Source organism: Sphingorhabdus sp. (assembly GCF_046154385.1).
GTDB lineage: Bacteria > Pseudomonadota > Alphaproteobacteria > Sphingomonadales > Sphingomonadaceae > Sphingorhabdus_B.
On record NZ_JBJXFW010000038.1, the window covers coordinates 37388 to 51311 of the forward strand.

The following is a 13924-nucleotide window of genomic DNA, read 5'->3' on the forward strand; positions in this document are numbered from 1 at the left end:
CCCCCCTTGTCGTGATAGTGTCATAAAGAAATTGTTGGCGCGGTTTTTCAGCTTGGGTTAGTCGCACTGGCATGACTGAAATAAGCGAAACAGGGCTCATGCTCGATCCGAAATTTGATGCCAATGGTCTGTTGACTGCGGTTGTTACCGATTCAACAGATGGTTGCGTTTTGATGGTGGGGCACATGAATGCCGCGTCGCTGGCAAAAAGTCAGGAAACGGGAACCGTCGTCTTCTTTTCGCGCAGTCGGCAGCGATTATGGAAAAAAGGTGAATCCAGCGGGCACATCTTGCGGATTGTGGAAATGCGGATTGATTGCGACCAAGATGCAATCTGGATAATCGCCGAGCCTCAAGGCCCAACATGCCATACGGGCGAGCGCAGTTGCTTTTACCGGCAAATCGAAAACGGAAAGTTGAAACGAATTTGAAAATTCCGGTTTTCTTTTCGGCCATTACTGCCTTGCTGTTGCTTGCATGCACCGAAAACAGTTCTATTGGACCTAAAGAATCGTCCAATGCGGGTGACGCATTGGATTTGCAAGCCGTGTCTGCCGGCATTTTGCCGGATCCCAAGGACGTGGAGTTTGCCGGCCGTTATGAAACCCGTAGCGAGTTAGGGACCGACAAATTCTGTGCTGTCGCAAACGGATCGAATAGCTACAGGATTGGATTTCTGGCCGTTTTCGGGGCCGAAAGTAAATGCGAAGGTACCGGTACTGCATCGATTGACGGCGAAAATGTCCGCGTAGAACTGGCGGACAAGGGAAAATGCGCTTTCAATGCGCGCTATGACGGCATTGAACTGCGCTTCCCCGGTGTTGTCGGGCGCGAATGTTCGGCATATTGCTCCGACAAAGCGAGTTTGTCCGGCACCCATTATTTCATGGTTCAACCCGGAAATGACGCTGCGCGCGGAACATTGGGCCGCAAGATAGAAAGGTTATGTGATTAGCCCGGGTTGCGGCCTAAGCAGGAACCACAAGACACGCCTGACCCGCTGCTTTCAATTTCGTGCACATCGCATCCGCAGCGGATTTGCTCGCAAAAGGGCCGGCCTGAAGTTTTGTTATTTTTCCGGTGGCTTTATATAAAGGCTGGAGTGCCGCCATGTCAGGACGTCCGTTCTTTAACGAAGCCCATAATTTCTTGGCGTTCGCATCTTCTCCAAATGCACCAAGTTGAATTCGCCATGGGCTGACGACGGATGACGGAACTGCGGACGCAGACTTTACCGGCGCTGCTTGTTCGCCGGATGACGGGGGCACAGCAACTTGCGTAGCCGTTTTTACAGGCGGTGTTGTGTTGATAGGGAAGCCTGCAGCCGACGCAGCACGGCTGCTGCGTTGTTCGATGCTTCCTGCAAGAACAGAGGCGGCCTGCCGCTGCTCAAGCGGAATATATTTGTCCATTTGCGCCAAACTTTCCGACGCAGGTGTCATACCTGACGATGAAGCCAGAGACATCAAGGCATAAGCGCGCACCCAGTCCTTGCCGACATGGGTGCCGTTAAAAAGTTCGGTCGCCAGTAAATATCTTGCGCGCGGATCACCGCGGTCGGATGATGCTTGCAAAATTGGCAAAGCGTCAACAATTTTGCCCTGATAATGAAGCAGATGGCCATAACTGTCCGCTGCTTTCAGATGGCCTTGCGCTGCAGCTTTTTTATACCATTCCAGCGCTACATTAAGGTCGGTAGGAACACCGCGCCCGGTTTTGTATGCCTGACCCATATTAAATTGCGCGTCGGGATCGCCTTTAAGCGCAGGATCACGCCATTGTTTGACGGCCGCGTCATATTCACCTCGGCTCCAAGCTTCGACACCTTCCTTGACGTCGGCTGCGGCCGGTTGAGACATTATTGTAAGCGCCAAGGCGGCAATGGTAATCTTCGAAAGGTGCGACCCTAACTTCATTTCTTTCCTCCACGACTTCATTTTTTCGGCTCATATCGTACAAATGTGAAAATGGTAAATATATCCGCTTAATTTGTTAACCAGGACATTATGCCAATCCACAAGCGCTGACGCCGATATATAGATTAAGTATTTTGCGATGCCAGCCAATATTCAACAGGCGAATTCCCCCGCAGCGTTAACGGATTTTTAGCCCTGTTCTGTCACATCCCCATTTGAAACATTTACAAAGGGGAATGATGTGAGGGTTCTCGCATTAGCATCACAGAAGGGCGGGTCGGGCAAAACCACGCTTTCTGGTCACTTGGCAGTTCAGGCACAACTCGCCGGTGCCGGGCCAGTCGTATTGATCGACATCGATCCGCAGGGGTCTCTGGCCGACTGGTGGAATGAACGTGAAGCTGAACTTCCCGCTTTTGCACAAACCACCGTCGCCCGCCTTGCGGCGGATTTGGCAGTGCTCCGGCAACAGGGTTTTAAGCTGGCAGTCATCGATACGCCGCCTGCAATTACAATGGCTATTCAGAGCGTTATCTCCGTTTCGGAATTGATCGTGGTTCCAACCCGTCCAAGTCCGCATGACTTGCGCGCTGTAGGCGCTACAGTCGATCTGTGCGAACGTGCCGGTAAGCCATTGATTTTCGTTGTAAATGCCGCAACGCCGAAAGCGAAAATTACCTCCGAAGCCGCTGTCGCGCTTTCCCAGCACGGAACCGTTGCCCCGATCACGCTGCATCATCGCACCGATTTTGCGGCGTCGATGATAGATGGGCGTACCGTGATGGAAATCGATCCAAATGGCCGCTCGTCCCAAGAAGTGATCCAGCTCTGGGCTTATATTTCCGATCGACTGGAAAAGAATTTCCGACGCACTGTATTCAGCGCGCCCGCCGCCGCGGCCAATCCGCAAGTTGCCACTGCAAGACCAATGGGCGGTTTTGGCCGCCGGGTTGTTGGTTAAGCGAAGAATGAGGGGCAACTAAAATGGGCGAACCAAAACCAATTGCATCACTTTCCGGGATTTTGCTGGCGCGCAAGGGGCTGGCACGGCCAGCTATGCGTCGGCCTTCGATGTTGGGTAGCAACGGAAACGCGGCGTTGTCGCAAGATGACCTCGGCTGGAACGACATGGGTTATGATGTCGATCCGGATCCTAATACGCCGATGGATTATGATCACGGCTTCCACGGGCAAAACATGCTTGCCGGTGCCGTTCCCGAGGTCAAAAATCAGCAAGAGCGCATCTTTGGCGAATTTGATTCTGGAAAAGATGCAGGCTTTGAAAGCCTTGGTGGTGAAGAGCCCGAGATTGAATCCGCTCTTACAATTGTCAGCATGACGCCGGAACCCCAGGTTCAACCAATTGCACGGCGTGGCAAAACAGATGCGCCCCGGTCGCGGGCACGTTCAAAGCCGGGCTTGAAAGAAAAGGCTGCGTTCACATTGCGTCTTGATGGCGAACGCCACCTGAAACTGCGTTTGGCATGTGCGGTACGGCATCAATCTGCACAAAATCTGGTGACAGATGCGCTCGACGCGTTTCTCGAATCCATGCCTGAAATCGGACATCTAGCCGCAAATGTTCCGACGAAAAAACATTGAACCCGAGTTGCGCTTTTTTGAGGTGATACCATGAATAGCAATTTTGTTGTAAAGCTCGCACTATCAACTGCTTTTGTAGCGGTTCCAGCGATGACAACGTCGACTGCCGGTTTCGGTAGCACTGAAAAGGTCTCCGCCAAAAAGGCTGGACCCGAAAAAGCTTATGGATGGGCGAAAAAGGCGGAAAGCGCGCTTGCAAAGGGCAAGGCTGATCGCGCGCTGACTTTTGCAGAACTGGCCGTCGAAGCCGATTTGCAAAATCGCGATTATCGCGGGCTTTTGGCACGTATATATATGGCACAGGGACGTTTTGTCTCCGCTGAACGGACATTGATGGATGTGATGGAATTGGGGCAGGTTGATCCGCGCACGGTCGTCAGTCTTGCTTTGTCCCGCATTGCCCAGGGGAATGTCGATTCGGCGGTTATGCTTGTCGAAGCCAACCGTTCAATCGTCCCGGTTAGCGACTATGGCTTAACCTTGGCGCTTGCCGGACGTTCGGCGGAAGCCATCAATATTTTGACCGATGCAATCCGTTTCGACGGAGCAACCGCCCGGACACGCCAAAACCTTGCTCTGGCCTATGCACTTGACGGGCGCTGGCGTGACGCACGCGTTATGGCCTCGCAAGATATGGCCCAAACAGCGGTTAATGACCGTATTGCCGAATGGGCGCAGTTTGCGCGTCCTGAAGCTTACACATTACGTGTTGCCGGTCTTCTTAAAGTGCGCCCGAACATGGCCGATACAGGTCAGCCTGTTCGACTGGCTCTGAATACCACTGCTACTCCAGGGCTCGCTCAGGTCGAAGCGCCAATGGCACCCTTAGACGTCGCAGCCGAGGCTCCCCAAGTAGAACTTGCGGCCATTGGCCCCGCGCCCGTTGCGGATAGCATCGGCTTTGCCGCTGTCGAGCAGGCCGTACAAATGATGGAACCCGCACCGATAGCCAAAATGGCTGATGCAGAATTGATAAAAGCGCAGGAAGGCCCTGCAAAAACCGTTGCTCCGGTACTGCCGGTAAAGCTGGCTTTGGCGGATGTTCCGGCACCCAAGTCCAAAGCAATCACTTCGACGTTTCTGGTGCAACTCGGTGCATTTTCAAGCACTGAAAATGCGGCTGCCGCATGGAACAAATATAGCCGAAATTACAAGGCGTTGAGTGGCAAGAATTCGGCCAGCTCGACGGTCACGGTAAATGGCAAAAAACTGGTGCGCCTCGCGGCCATGGGTTTTGCGAGTGGCTCGGCGGCCAATGCAGCATGCATACAGATCAAATCACAGGGCGGCTCATGTCTTGTCCGTAACACCGCTGCCGACAAACCGGTTCGGATGGCAAAAGCCGCCGGAAAACGGATTGCCGCACGATAAAAGACTTAGGTCCTGACCCTAGATGTCAGGAAGGCGGCGGGTCCGGCGTTATGCCGATACGACCTTGCCGCCTTTTAACATTTGGCGAACCCTGCCTTGGACCGGGATTTTGTCAAATGGTGTGTTGCCCGCCAGCGCCGTCATCCGGTTACTGTCCACCTGCCAAGGTGCGAAGGGGTCCACCAAAATCAGATCGGCCTCAAAACCCACTTTGATTTCACCAGCCTTCAGCCCAAGAATCCGGCCGGGATTGGTGGCTAAAAGCTCAAAAAGTCGGCCGGTGGTGATAATATTGTCGCGAACCAAATTCAGCGTGAGAGCCAAAAGTGTTTCCGCACCTGCCATTCCTGGTTCGGCTTCGGAAAATGGAAGGCGCTTGTCTTCCGGACCGCGCGGGTCATGCCCTGAAGCAATGACGTCGATGGTACCATCGGCAACAGCGGCAATGCATGCCAGCCTGTCGGCCTCGTCTCGCAATGGCGGCGAAAGACGCGCAAATGTCCGGAAATCGAAAATGGCAATGTTTGAAAGAAAAAGATGACCCGGTGTAATTCCGCAGCTGATCCGTAAGCCCTTGGATTTGCCTTCGCGGATAAGATCAAGGCCGCGCGCTGTCGTTACTTGCCGGAAATGCACATGGGCGCCGCTTTCTTCCGCGAGCAATAGATCGCGTGCAATGGCAAGGGCTTCGGTGAGAGGCGGGGCGCTGGAAAGACCCAACAAACTCGCAGTTTCGCTTTCGGTTGCAACGGCATTACCGGCCAGCCCACTGTCTTCACTGTGGACGATCACTGGTAAATTCAATGCGGCGCAATATCGCATGATCCGAAGCATGGTTCCGCTGTCGCTGATCCATTTTCGACCCGTCGCGACGCCCAAAGCTCCAGCCTCTTTCATCAGGGCGATCTCGGCCAATTTCGATCCCGTCAGTCCTTGCGTTGCTGCTGCGAGCGGGTGCACCCAAAGGTCTGGCTTACCCTTTAATGCCGCGTACCGGATGGTTGCCGGGTCGTCGTGAACCGGTGACTGATCGGGCATCAGGGCCGCACGGGTAATCCCGCCAAAGCGGAACGCCGGCTTGTCGGTTTTAAAAACACCAAAATCGATAATTCCCGGTGCAATTAACAGGTCGCGCGCTTCTATTTCCACAGCATCATTGGCTGACGCGTCAACGGAAATGATTTTTCCGTCATGGATTTGAAGTGACATCGCTTCGGCTTTGTCGGTACCCGGAAGCAGAACGTGACCGTTGATAATGTTAATAAAGGTCATACCCAACCTTCCACTCCGCGCGATTTGCGCGTAAGGATATCAAGGCAGGCCATGCGGACGGCAACGCCCATTTCAACCTGCTCGGTGATGGCCGACCGTTCGATATGGTCGGCAACATTGCTGGCAATTTCTACGCCACGGTTCATAGGTCCAGGGTGCATCACCAATGCGTCAGGTTTTGCCAATGCGAGCCGACGTTCATCGAGTCCAAATAGATGATAATATTCGCGGGGCGAAGGGATGAAATCGCCTTGCATACGTTCATTTTGTAGACGCAACATCATGACGACATCGGCGCCCGGAAGCGCGTCATCAAAATTACTGTAGGTTTGCGCCCCAAAGGCCGCGATGCCGTGCGGCAACAGGGCAGGCGGGGCGACGACCCGCACGTCGGCTCCCAAGCTTTTGAGGCAGAACAGATTGGATCGGGCAACCCTGCTGTGCAGGACATCACCACATATAACTACAGTCTGGCCTTCAACGGCACCCTTGCGCCGCATGATCGTCAATGCATCGAGCAATGCCTGTGTGGGGTGTTCGTGGCTGCCGTCCCCTGCATTCAAGACAGGGCAGTCCACTTTGCCTGAAATCAGTTGCACCGCTCCCGAACTGGCGTGACGTATTACAATCGCGTCCGCGCGCATGGCGTTGAGCGTCATCGCTGTATCAATCAGCGTCTCCCCCTTTTTTACGCTGGACTGCGCTGCGTGCATGTTGACGACATCTGCACCCAATCTTTTGCCTGCAATTTCGAATGAGAGCAGCGTGCGGGTGGAATTTTCAAAAAAGGCATTGATGATCGTCATGCCAGACAATCGGTCGTCATGCTTTGCAGGGCCGGAACGATTGAGGGCGACCCAATGTTCGGCCTCTTTCAAAATATAGAGAATTTCCCATTTTTGAAGGCCGGATATGCCAAGCAAGTGCTTGTGTTGAAAGGCATCCGACCCAGCTGGAAAACTGTCGGCAGCAAAATTACGTGTCCATGTCATTAAAGCGATGCTCTTAGATTGAAAGCAGGCAATTAGCAAGCTTCACGACGTCAGCGCGTCGATGGCCCCCTGCAAAATAAATGCCGCTGCGCCGCTGTCGATTTTCTCGGATCTTTTGGCGCGGCTCATGTCTGCGGCGATCATATCGCGTTCGACCGCCTGTGTTGACCAGCGTTCGTCGCGCAAAAGGATGGGAAAGCCCATATCAGCAATATTGCGGGCAAAGGCGCGGCTTGATTGGCTGCGGGGACCTTCACTGCCGTCCATGTTCAGGGGCAGGCCGATGACGATTCCCTTGGTGGGGCGTGTCGCGATAGCGGCGGCCAGCGCGATTTTGTCCTTCGAAAATTTGCTGCGTTTAATAAGGTCAGCGGGCGAGGCGAACGTCCAGTCGGCGTCGCAAAAGGCGGTGCCGATGGTCTTGCTGCCCACATCAAGCCCGATCAGGACCCCGCCTCCAGGTAAAATGTCCCGAAATTCCAAAGCATTTTCGAATATCATTTGGCCAGAAACTTCTGCGTGCGCCAAAGCGCATCAGCACGGACATTGGCCCAGAACAAGGGGTAATCATACACATGGTAATTGTTTCCGGGCAACACAAATGGGCCCATGTCCACAGGATCACCAATGAGCAGAAACCCTTTTTCATCGCAGCGGGCAGGGACGGTGGTGGGAATCAATTCCCCGGTGCTCATATCGCCGGAGGGTTTCAAAGTTCCCAGATTGGCCACCGCCAGTGCTTCCGCTGCGGCACCGCCGTTCAACGGGTTCGTGCATAAAATCACAGTATCTTTGCGCGATTCGCCGTTAAAGCCCGTGGTGGCGTTATAGAGTTCAAGGATTTTGCCATATTTGGCAGGCTCGGCAAAGCTTTCCCACCCCATGATGCAGCCCGTGTCGTCCGGCGATGTACAGACCGGAAGGCCCATTTCTGGGATATCGGCGGTGATGGAAACCGGCCAGCCTACAACATAGGCCGCGACAATACGTCTCGCGATAGGTTTGCCGGCGATCCGGTCCTTCAACAAATGCGTCAAATGCAGCGCGCCTTGGCTATGTCCGGCCAATATGATCGGACGGTCCTTTTGGACGTTCTTTGCGAAATGGTCGAAGGCAAGCAAGATGTCCTGATAAGCGTCATTCAAAGCCTGTGCCCCTTCGGGCTTGGTCGTCAGGAAAGCGCCAAGGCCGGCCTGACGGTAACGCGGGGCCCATATTTCTCCGGCTGCGGCAAATGGAGTGGCTAAGCCGCGCAGGAAGAGACGCGCCCGCGCCTGTGATTCGAGATCATCAAGCGGGGCGTTCCAATGGGTAGAGGCCACGAATGACGTGGGGTGGATAAAGAAAATCGACGCAGAACCGGGCGCCATCGCCTCGGGCGCGCCCGTTGGTTCCCAAAGCGTCGGATTATTGTCTTTTTGCCCTGCTTTCGAAAACCACATAGCGGGGTCGTCATAAACATTGGTTGCCAGCGCCGCCTGTTTTTCGAACTTTACCGTTGGTTCAAGCTGGCCAATCGCGAAATCGGTCAATTCGTCCTGGTAAATACGCAGTACAAAGCCACCGGCGATGACCAGAACGATGAGGCAGGCGAAGAGATATAGGAATTTGCGAGCCAATTTTAGAACCTCTAATTTTCTGCGCGTTTAGCGGATTTGCAAAAAATAGCATCGCAATTTTGAATGCGACCTTACAAGAACAGCTTTTCCGTTGAAGCGAGCCATCGGCAATGCTAGCGGCGGCACCATGTCTGTAGATAAAGATACCGTGAATAAAATCGCACGGCTTTCGCGCATCGCGATCAGCGATGCAGAGGCTGACAAGATGGTCGGCGAGCTCAATGGCATTCTGGCCTGGGTGGAGCAATTGGGTGAGGTGGACGTGACCGGCGTAGAGCCGATGACCGCCGTCATCCCCAACGCGCTGCGCTTGCGCGATGACGTCGTAACCGATGGCGATGTGCGCGAAAAGGTCCTTGCCAACGCTCCTGCTCGTGAAGGCAGCTTTTTTGGCGTGCCGAAGGTGATTGAATAATGACCGACTTTTCTAGAATGGGCGTTGCCGCCATCCGCGATGGCGTAGCTAACGGCGAGTTCAAAGCCGCAGAGGTCGCCGAAGCTCTCAACACACGCGTCGCCAATGCCAAGGCGCTAAACGCCTTCATCGTAGAAACGCCGGAAAAGGCGCTTGATGCGGCCGCCACCGTCGATGCTGATCGCGCAGCAGGCAAACCTTTGGGCAAAATGGCGGGCGTGCCGATTGGAATGAAGGACCTGTTCTGCACGGAAGGTGTGCAGACCACAGCCGCAAGCCACATTCTCGAAGGCTTTGTGCCTACCTACGAATCGACGGTATCCGCCAATCTGTGGAAAGCGGGCGCCGGGATGCTGGGCAAGCTCAATCTTGACCAGTTCGCCATGGGATCGTCAAACGAGACGAGCTATTTCGGCAATGTCATTTCGCCCTGGCGTCGCAACGACGGTGGCAACGCGGCATTGGCGCCAGGAGGTTCCTCGGGGGGATCATCCTCCGCCATCGCCGCCCGTTTGTGCCCGGCGGCAACCGGAACCGACACCGGCGGCTCAATTCGCCAGCCTGCGGCGTTCACAGGCATTAGCGGGATCAAACCCACCTACGGCCGCTGCTCACGCTGGGGTATTGTTGCCTTTGCAAGCTCGCTTGATCAGGCGGGCCCGATGGCACGCGATGTGCGCGATTGCGCCATCATGCTGGAGGCGATGGCGGGATTTGATCCCAAAGATTCAACTTCGCTCGATTTGCCCGTACCCGCATGGGAAGCTGGCTTGAACAGCGATTTGAAGGGCAAACGGATCGGTATTCCCCGTGAATATCGCCTCGACGGCATCGATGAAGACATCGCCGCCATGTGGGACAATGGCATTGCGTGGCTAAAAGACGCCGGCGCGGAAGTCGTCGACATCAGCCTGCCGCACACCAAATATGCTTTGCCGGCCTATTATATCATCGCTCCTGCAGAAGCATCGTCCAATCTGGCGCGCTATGACGGTGTTCGCTTCGGCCTGCGCGATCTGCCAGATGGTTCGGGCCTTCAGGACATGTATGCCGCGACCCGTGCCGCCGGTTTCGGCGAAGAAGTCCGCCGCCGCATCATGATCGGCACCTATGTGCTGTCTGCAGGGTTCTACGACGCTTATTATACACAGGCACAGAAGGTTCGTGCGCTGATCGCCCGCGACTTTGAGCAGGCATGGGCGAGCTGCGACCTAATCCTCGCCCCGACCGCGCCGAGCGCTGCGTTCGGGCTCGGCGAAAAGACGAGCGATCCGTTGTCGATGTATCTGAACGATGTTTTTGCCGTACCGGCATCCTTGGCAGGTCTTCCCGCCATGTCGGTTCCTGGCGGGCTCAGCAAAGACGGCCTTCCATTAGGCTTGCAAATCATCGGCAAGGCGCTCGACGAGCAAGCCGTGCTGAATGCGGGTCTGGCAATCGAAGAACGTTCCAGATTTACGGCGGAAGCTAAGGAGTGGTGGTAATCAAGAAAGCGCCATTAAAACGATGGTACTTTCGGAAACCCTTCGCGATAGCAACTATTTTGGCTTTGCTGCTTGCAGCATTAGATATTGCAGTTTTGAAGTCGTCAATCGATGGGGGCTTCGTGATGGTGACGCTACAGTCGATAGTAAACCTGTGTTCGTGGGCCTACGTTATCGTAAGAATTCGCAACTGGTTAGTTTTTAGGCGGAAAGCAAATGACTGAATCAACATACCGTATCCAAGGAAACACCGGTGAGTGGGAGGTCGTGATTGGCCTTGAGGTCCACGCGCAGGTCACATCGAACTCCAAGCTCTTTTCTGGTGCGTCTGCGGCTTTTGGTGGTGAGCCCAACAGCCATGTGTCGTTAGTCGACGCAGCGATGCCGGGCATGCTGCCCGTGCCGAACCGCGAATGCCTGCGGCAGGCTGTCCGTACCGGCATGGCGATTAACGCGCAGATTAACCGCTGGTCGCGTTTTGACCGCAAAAACTATTTCTATGCTGACTTGCCGCAGGGCTACCAGATTTCGCAGCTTTACCACCCCATCGTGGGTGAGGGCGAAATTGAGGTGACGCTGAACGAGAAGGATCCCGATAGCCCGACGAAGAAAATCGGGATCGAGCGGATCCATGTTGAGCAGGATGCGGGCAAGTTGATGCACGACCAGCACCCGACCATGTCCTTTGTCGACCTCAACCGTTCGGGCGTCGCGCTGATGGAAATCGTCTCGCGGCCTGATATGAGTTCACCGCAAGAGGCGGGGGCCTATCTCAAAAAACTGCGGTCGATCCTGCGCTATGTGGGATCGTGCGACGGCAATATGGAGCAGGGCTCGATGCGCGCCGACGTCAACGTGTCGGTGCGCAAGCCGGGCGGTGAACTCGGCACGCGAACCGAAACGAAGAATGTGAACTCGATCCGCTTCATGATGCAGGCGATCGAATATGAGGCGCAGCGTCAGGTCGACCTGATCGAAAGCGGCGGCGCTGTCGTGCAGGAAACGCGGCTTTTTGACCCCAATAAAATGGAAACACGGTCCATGCGCTCCAAGGAAGACGCGCATGATTACCGCTATTTCCCCGACCCGGACCTGTTGCCGGTCGAGCTGGACGATGCGTTTCTGGAAGAGTGCCGAGAAAGCTTGCCCGAACTGCCTGATGCGAAGCGTAAACGCTATGAGGAGATGGGGCTAACCGCTTATAATGCGGCCGTTTTGACCGCAGAGGCGGAGACGGCATTCTGGTTTGAAGATTTGCTCGCACAGGGCGTTGACGCAAAGCAGGGTTCGAATTGGCTAATGTCCGAACTGTTCGGTGCGCTCAACAAGCTGGGTAAAACATTGGACGAAAGCCCTGTTAATCCAGCGCAGGCTGCGGAATTATTGGGTCTGGTCGCAGATGGTACAATCAGCGGCAGCATCGCCAAGCAGGTCTTTGAAATCATGCTCGAAACGGGGCAGGGCGCTGCCACTATCGTGGAAGAGCGCGGCCTGAAACAGACAAACGATACCGGTGCCATAGAAGCTGAAATCGCCAAAATCATGGCGGCGAACGAAGACAAAGTCGCGGAATATCGTTCGGGTAAAGACAAGCTGTTCGGCTTCTTCGTTGGCCAGACGATGAAGGCGATGCAGGGCAAAGCCAACCCGCAGGTTATCAACGAACTGTTGAAGAAGGCACTTGATTAAATAACATTGCTTTCATCGATTTATCTAGCGCCTAACTTAGGTGAGTTGACGGGTTCAATAGGGGTTTAACGGCCAAAAGCCGCAACGGGCCGCTTGGCACTTGCCCTTGGACACCTTTCCCGTTAGAGGCTCCCGTCGTTTGTGAAACGGCAGCTTTTCGTAAGCGGGCGTGGCGGAATTGGTAGACGCACCAGATTTAGGTTCTGGCATCGCAAGGTGTGGGGGTTCGAGTCCCTTCGCCCGCACCACGAAATGGGATTTTCCCAAGCTGTTGTTGAACCCGAAAGCCATTTAACAGTTTAAGGCAGGCCTAATGCTTGTCCAGATAGAGAAGATAACATGCAGACCGTCGAGACACAGAATGAAGGCCTGAAGCGCGCATATCGGATGACGATTACCGCGAAGGATGTCGAATCGCGCATTGATGCCGAGGTGAAAAAAATCGCGCCGCAGGTGCGGATGCCCGGTTTTCGCGCTGGAAAGGTTCCGGCCAATCTGGTCAAAAAGATGCATAAGGATTCGCTGCTTCAGGATGCACTGAACAGTTCGATTCAAGAAGGCGTGCAGCAGGCGATTGCCGAAAACAAGTTGCGCCCTGCAACGCAGCCGCATGTCCATCTCGATAATGATTATGCGCCCGGTAAGGATGCCGTTGTAGATTTCCATCTTGAAGTGCTGCCTGCTATTTCAGCGCCTTCGATTGATGGCATCACGCTTGAGCGCCTGACGGTCGAAGTCAGCGACGCCGCAGTCGACGAATCGATTCTGAAGCTTGCTGCTGGCCAGAAGAGCTTTGAAGCTGTGGATAAGAAATACGCCGCCAAATTGGGCGATAGCGTTGTCATCGATTTTGAAGGCAAGGTCGACGGTGTACCATTCGAAGGCGGCAAAGGCGAAGGCATGGCGGTCGAACTCGGTTCGGGTCAACTGATCCCCGGTTTTGAAGACCAGCTCGTCGGCGTGAAAGCCAATGACGAAAAGCTCATCAATGTAACCTTCCCCGAAGATTACAACGCCGAGAACCTGAAGGGCAAAGCAGCGACGTTTGACATCGTTGTCGCTGAAGTCCGCAAGCCGGTTGAAGCGAAAGCCGATGACAATCTAGCCAAGATGTTCGGTCTGGAAGGCATCGACAAGCTGCGTGAATTGATGAAAGTCCAGGTGGAGCAGGAACATAACGGCCTGACCCGCACATATATGAAGCGCCAGTTGCTGGATCATCTGGCCGCCGGACATGATTTCGAAGTTCCGCCATCGATGGTGGAAGCCGAATTCGAACAGATCTGGGCGCAGTTGGAACAAGAGGCCGCACGCGAGGAAGATCCTGAAGCGGCCAAGAAAGAAATGGAAGCCGAGCGCGCAGATTATCGCGACATCGCCGTCCGCCGCGTGCGTCTGGGCCTGTTGCTGTCCGAAATCGGTCAGGCAAATGGCGTCGAAGTCAGCAATCAGGAAATGAACATGCTGGTCCAGCAAGCTGCCCAGCAATATCGCCCCGAAGACCGTCAGCGTTTCGTACAATATCTGCAGGAAAACCCGATGGCAGCCGCGCAGCTGCGGGCAC

The 13924-nt window shown here is 54.7% G+C and carries 14 protein-coding genes and 1 tRNA gene; 10 read left to right on the top strand and 5 right to left on the bottom strand.

The genetic code is table 11. The features are described 5' to 3' along the window. The first annotated feature begins 71 nt into the window (after window positions 1-71). Window positions 72-431 (top strand): phosphoribosyl-AMP cyclohydrolase, encoded by a 360-nt coding sequence (hisI, locus tag ACKVOS_RS07115; RefSeq protein WP_409211319.1) that lies wholly within the window; start codon window positions 72-74, stop codon window positions 429-431. After that, the gene (locus ACKVOS_RS07120; RefSeq protein ID WP_409211320.1) at window positions 428-955 is read left to right on the top strand and encodes a hypothetical protein; all 528 of its coding nucleotides are present in this window, start codon (window positions 428-430) and stop codon (window positions 953-955) included. Before hisI ends, ACKVOS_RS07120 begins: the two co-directional genes overlap by 4 nt. A 13-nt stretch (window positions 956-968) precedes the next feature. Here the strand turns inward: ACKVOS_RS07120 and ACKVOS_RS07125 are convergent, their stop codons facing one another. Then, window positions 969-1859, bottom strand: a complete 891-nt coding sequence (locus ACKVOS_RS07125; protein ID WP_409211321.1) for an SPOR domain-containing protein — start codon at window positions 1857-1859, stop codon at window positions 969-971. Window positions 1860-2157: 298 nt separating this feature from the next. On the opposite strand from ACKVOS_RS07125, the gene ACKVOS_RS07130 reads away from it, so the two are divergent. The 3 genes from ACKVOS_RS07130 to ACKVOS_RS07140 are packed head-to-tail and all read left to right on the top strand — an operon-like array spanning window position 2158 to window position 4889. Continuing rightward, a complete protein-coding gene (locus ACKVOS_RS07130) occupies window positions 2158-2877 on the top strand; it encodes an AAA family ATPase (RefSeq protein ID WP_409211322.1) in 720 nt (239 codons plus the stop codon). 23 nt (window positions 2878-2900) lie between these two features. Continuing rightward, entirely contained in the window at window positions 2901-3518 is a 618-nt protein-coding gene (locus ACKVOS_RS07135; RefSeq protein WP_409211323.1) for a hypothetical protein, read from the top strand. A gap of 30 nt (window positions 3519-3548) precedes the next feature. Further along, window positions 3549-4889 carry an SPOR domain-containing protein gene (locus tag ACKVOS_RS07140; RefSeq protein ID WP_409211324.1) on the top strand — a complete coding sequence of 447 codons (1341 nt, stop codon included), beginning with the start codon at window positions 3549-3551 and terminating at the stop codon, window positions 4887-4889. A 48-nt stretch (window positions 4890-4937) separates the two neighbouring features. Here the strand turns inward: ACKVOS_RS07140 and ACKVOS_RS07145 are convergent, their stop codons facing one another. From ACKVOS_RS07145 to ACKVOS_RS07160, 4 genes are read right to left on the bottom strand one after another with little or no spacing between them, the layout of a single operon-like run. Beyond that, the gene (locus tag ACKVOS_RS07145; RefSeq protein WP_409211325.1) at window positions 4938-6161 is read right to left on the bottom strand and encodes a dihydroorotase; all 1224 of its coding nucleotides are present in this window, start codon (window positions 6159-6161) and stop codon (window positions 4938-4940) included. After that, window positions 6158-7153: an aspartate carbamoyltransferase catalytic subunit gene (locus ACKVOS_RS07150; RefSeq protein ID WP_409211326.1), complete on the bottom strand. Its 996-nt coding sequence runs from the start codon at window positions 7151-7153 to the stop codon at window positions 6158-6160. Before ACKVOS_RS07150 ends, ACKVOS_RS07145 begins: the two co-directional genes overlap by 4 nt. 42 nt (window positions 7154-7195) lie before the next feature. Then, window positions 7196-7654 carry a Holliday junction resolvase RuvX gene (gene ruvX, locus ACKVOS_RS07155; RefSeq protein WP_409211327.1) on the bottom strand — a complete coding sequence of 153 codons (459 nt, stop codon included), beginning with the start codon at window positions 7652-7654 and terminating at the stop codon, window positions 7196-7198. Continuing rightward, window positions 7651-8772 (bottom strand): DUF3089 domain-containing protein, encoded by a 1122-nt coding sequence (locus ACKVOS_RS07160; RefSeq protein ID WP_409211328.1) that lies wholly within the window; start codon window positions 8770-8772, stop codon window positions 7651-7653. Before ACKVOS_RS07160 ends, ruvX begins: the two co-directional genes overlap by 4 nt. A 127-nt stretch (window positions 8773-8899) precedes the next feature. Between ACKVOS_RS07160 and gatC the strand changes: the two genes are divergently transcribed. From gatC to tig, 5 genes are all read left to right on the top strand, one after another. Next, entirely contained in the window at window positions 8900-9187 is a 288-nt protein-coding gene (gatC, locus tag ACKVOS_RS07165) for an Asp-tRNA(Asn)/Glu-tRNA(Gln) amidotransferase subunit GatC (RefSeq protein WP_409211329.1), read from the top strand. Next, window positions 9187-10671: an Asp-tRNA(Asn)/Glu-tRNA(Gln) amidotransferase subunit GatA gene (gene gatA / locus ACKVOS_RS07170; RefSeq protein WP_409211330.1), complete on the top strand. Its 1485-nt coding sequence runs from the start codon at window positions 9187-9189 to the stop codon at window positions 10669-10671. The genes gatC and gatA overlap by 1 nt, the downstream gene beginning before the upstream one ends. 216 nt (window positions 10672-10887) lie before the next feature. Continuing rightward, on the top strand, window positions 10888-12360 hold the full coding sequence (gene gatB / locus ACKVOS_RS07175; protein ID WP_409211331.1) for an Asp-tRNA(Asn)/Glu-tRNA(Gln) amidotransferase subunit GatB: 1473 nt from the start codon (window positions 10888-10890) through the stop codon (window positions 12358-12360). A 163-nt stretch (window positions 12361-12523) separates the two neighbouring features. Beyond that, window positions 12524-12608: transfer RNA gene (locus ACKVOS_RS07180), tRNA-Leu, on the top strand. A gap of 91 nt (window positions 12609-12699) precedes the next feature. Continuing rightward, window positions 12700-13924, top strand: a 1225-nt coding sequence (gene tig / locus ACKVOS_RS07185) for a trigger factor (protein ID WP_409211332.1), incomplete at its 3' end; no start/stop codon positions are given.

What these genes read in the sequence shown, in the direction of transcription:
- hisI (WP_409211319.1), top strand. Translation starts at nt 72, where the DNA reads ATGACTGAAATAAGCGAAACAGGGCTCATGCTCGATCCGAAATTTGAT.
- ACKVOS_RS07125 (WP_409211321.1), bottom strand. Translation starts at nt 1,859, where the DNA reads ATGTCTCAACCGGCCGCAGCCGACGTCAAGGAAGGTGTCGAAGCTTGG.
- ACKVOS_RS07135 (WP_409211323.1), top strand. Translation starts at nt 2,901, where the DNA reads ATGGGCGAACCAAAACCAATTGCATCACTTTCCGGGATTTTGCTGGCG.
- ACKVOS_RS07140 (WP_409211324.1), top strand. Translation starts at nt 3,549, where the DNA reads ATGAATAGCAATTTTGTTGTAAAGCTCGCACTATCAACTGCTTTTGTA.
- ACKVOS_RS07145 (WP_409211325.1), bottom strand. Translation starts at nt 6,161, where the DNA reads ATGACCTTTATTAACATTATCAACGGTCACGTTCTGCTTCCGGGTACC.
- ACKVOS_RS07150 (WP_409211326.1), bottom strand. Translation starts at nt 7,153, where the DNA reads ATGACATGGACACGTAATTTTGCTGCCGACAGTTTTCCAGCTGGGTCG.
- ruvX (WP_409211327.1), bottom strand. Translation starts at nt 7,654, where the DNA reads ATGATATTCGAAAATGCTTTGGAATTTCGGGACATTTTACCTGGAGGC.
- gatC (WP_409211329.1), top strand. Translation starts at nt 8,900, where the DNA reads ATGTCTGTAGATAAAGATACCGTGAATAAAATCGCACGGCTTTCGCGC.
- gatA (WP_409211330.1), top strand. Translation starts at nt 9,187, where the DNA reads ATGACCGACTTTTCTAGAATGGGCGTTGCCGCCATCCGCGATGGCGTA.
- gatB (WP_409211331.1), top strand. Translation starts at nt 10,888, where the DNA reads ATGACTGAATCAACATACCGTATCCAAGGAAACACCGGTGAGTGGGAG.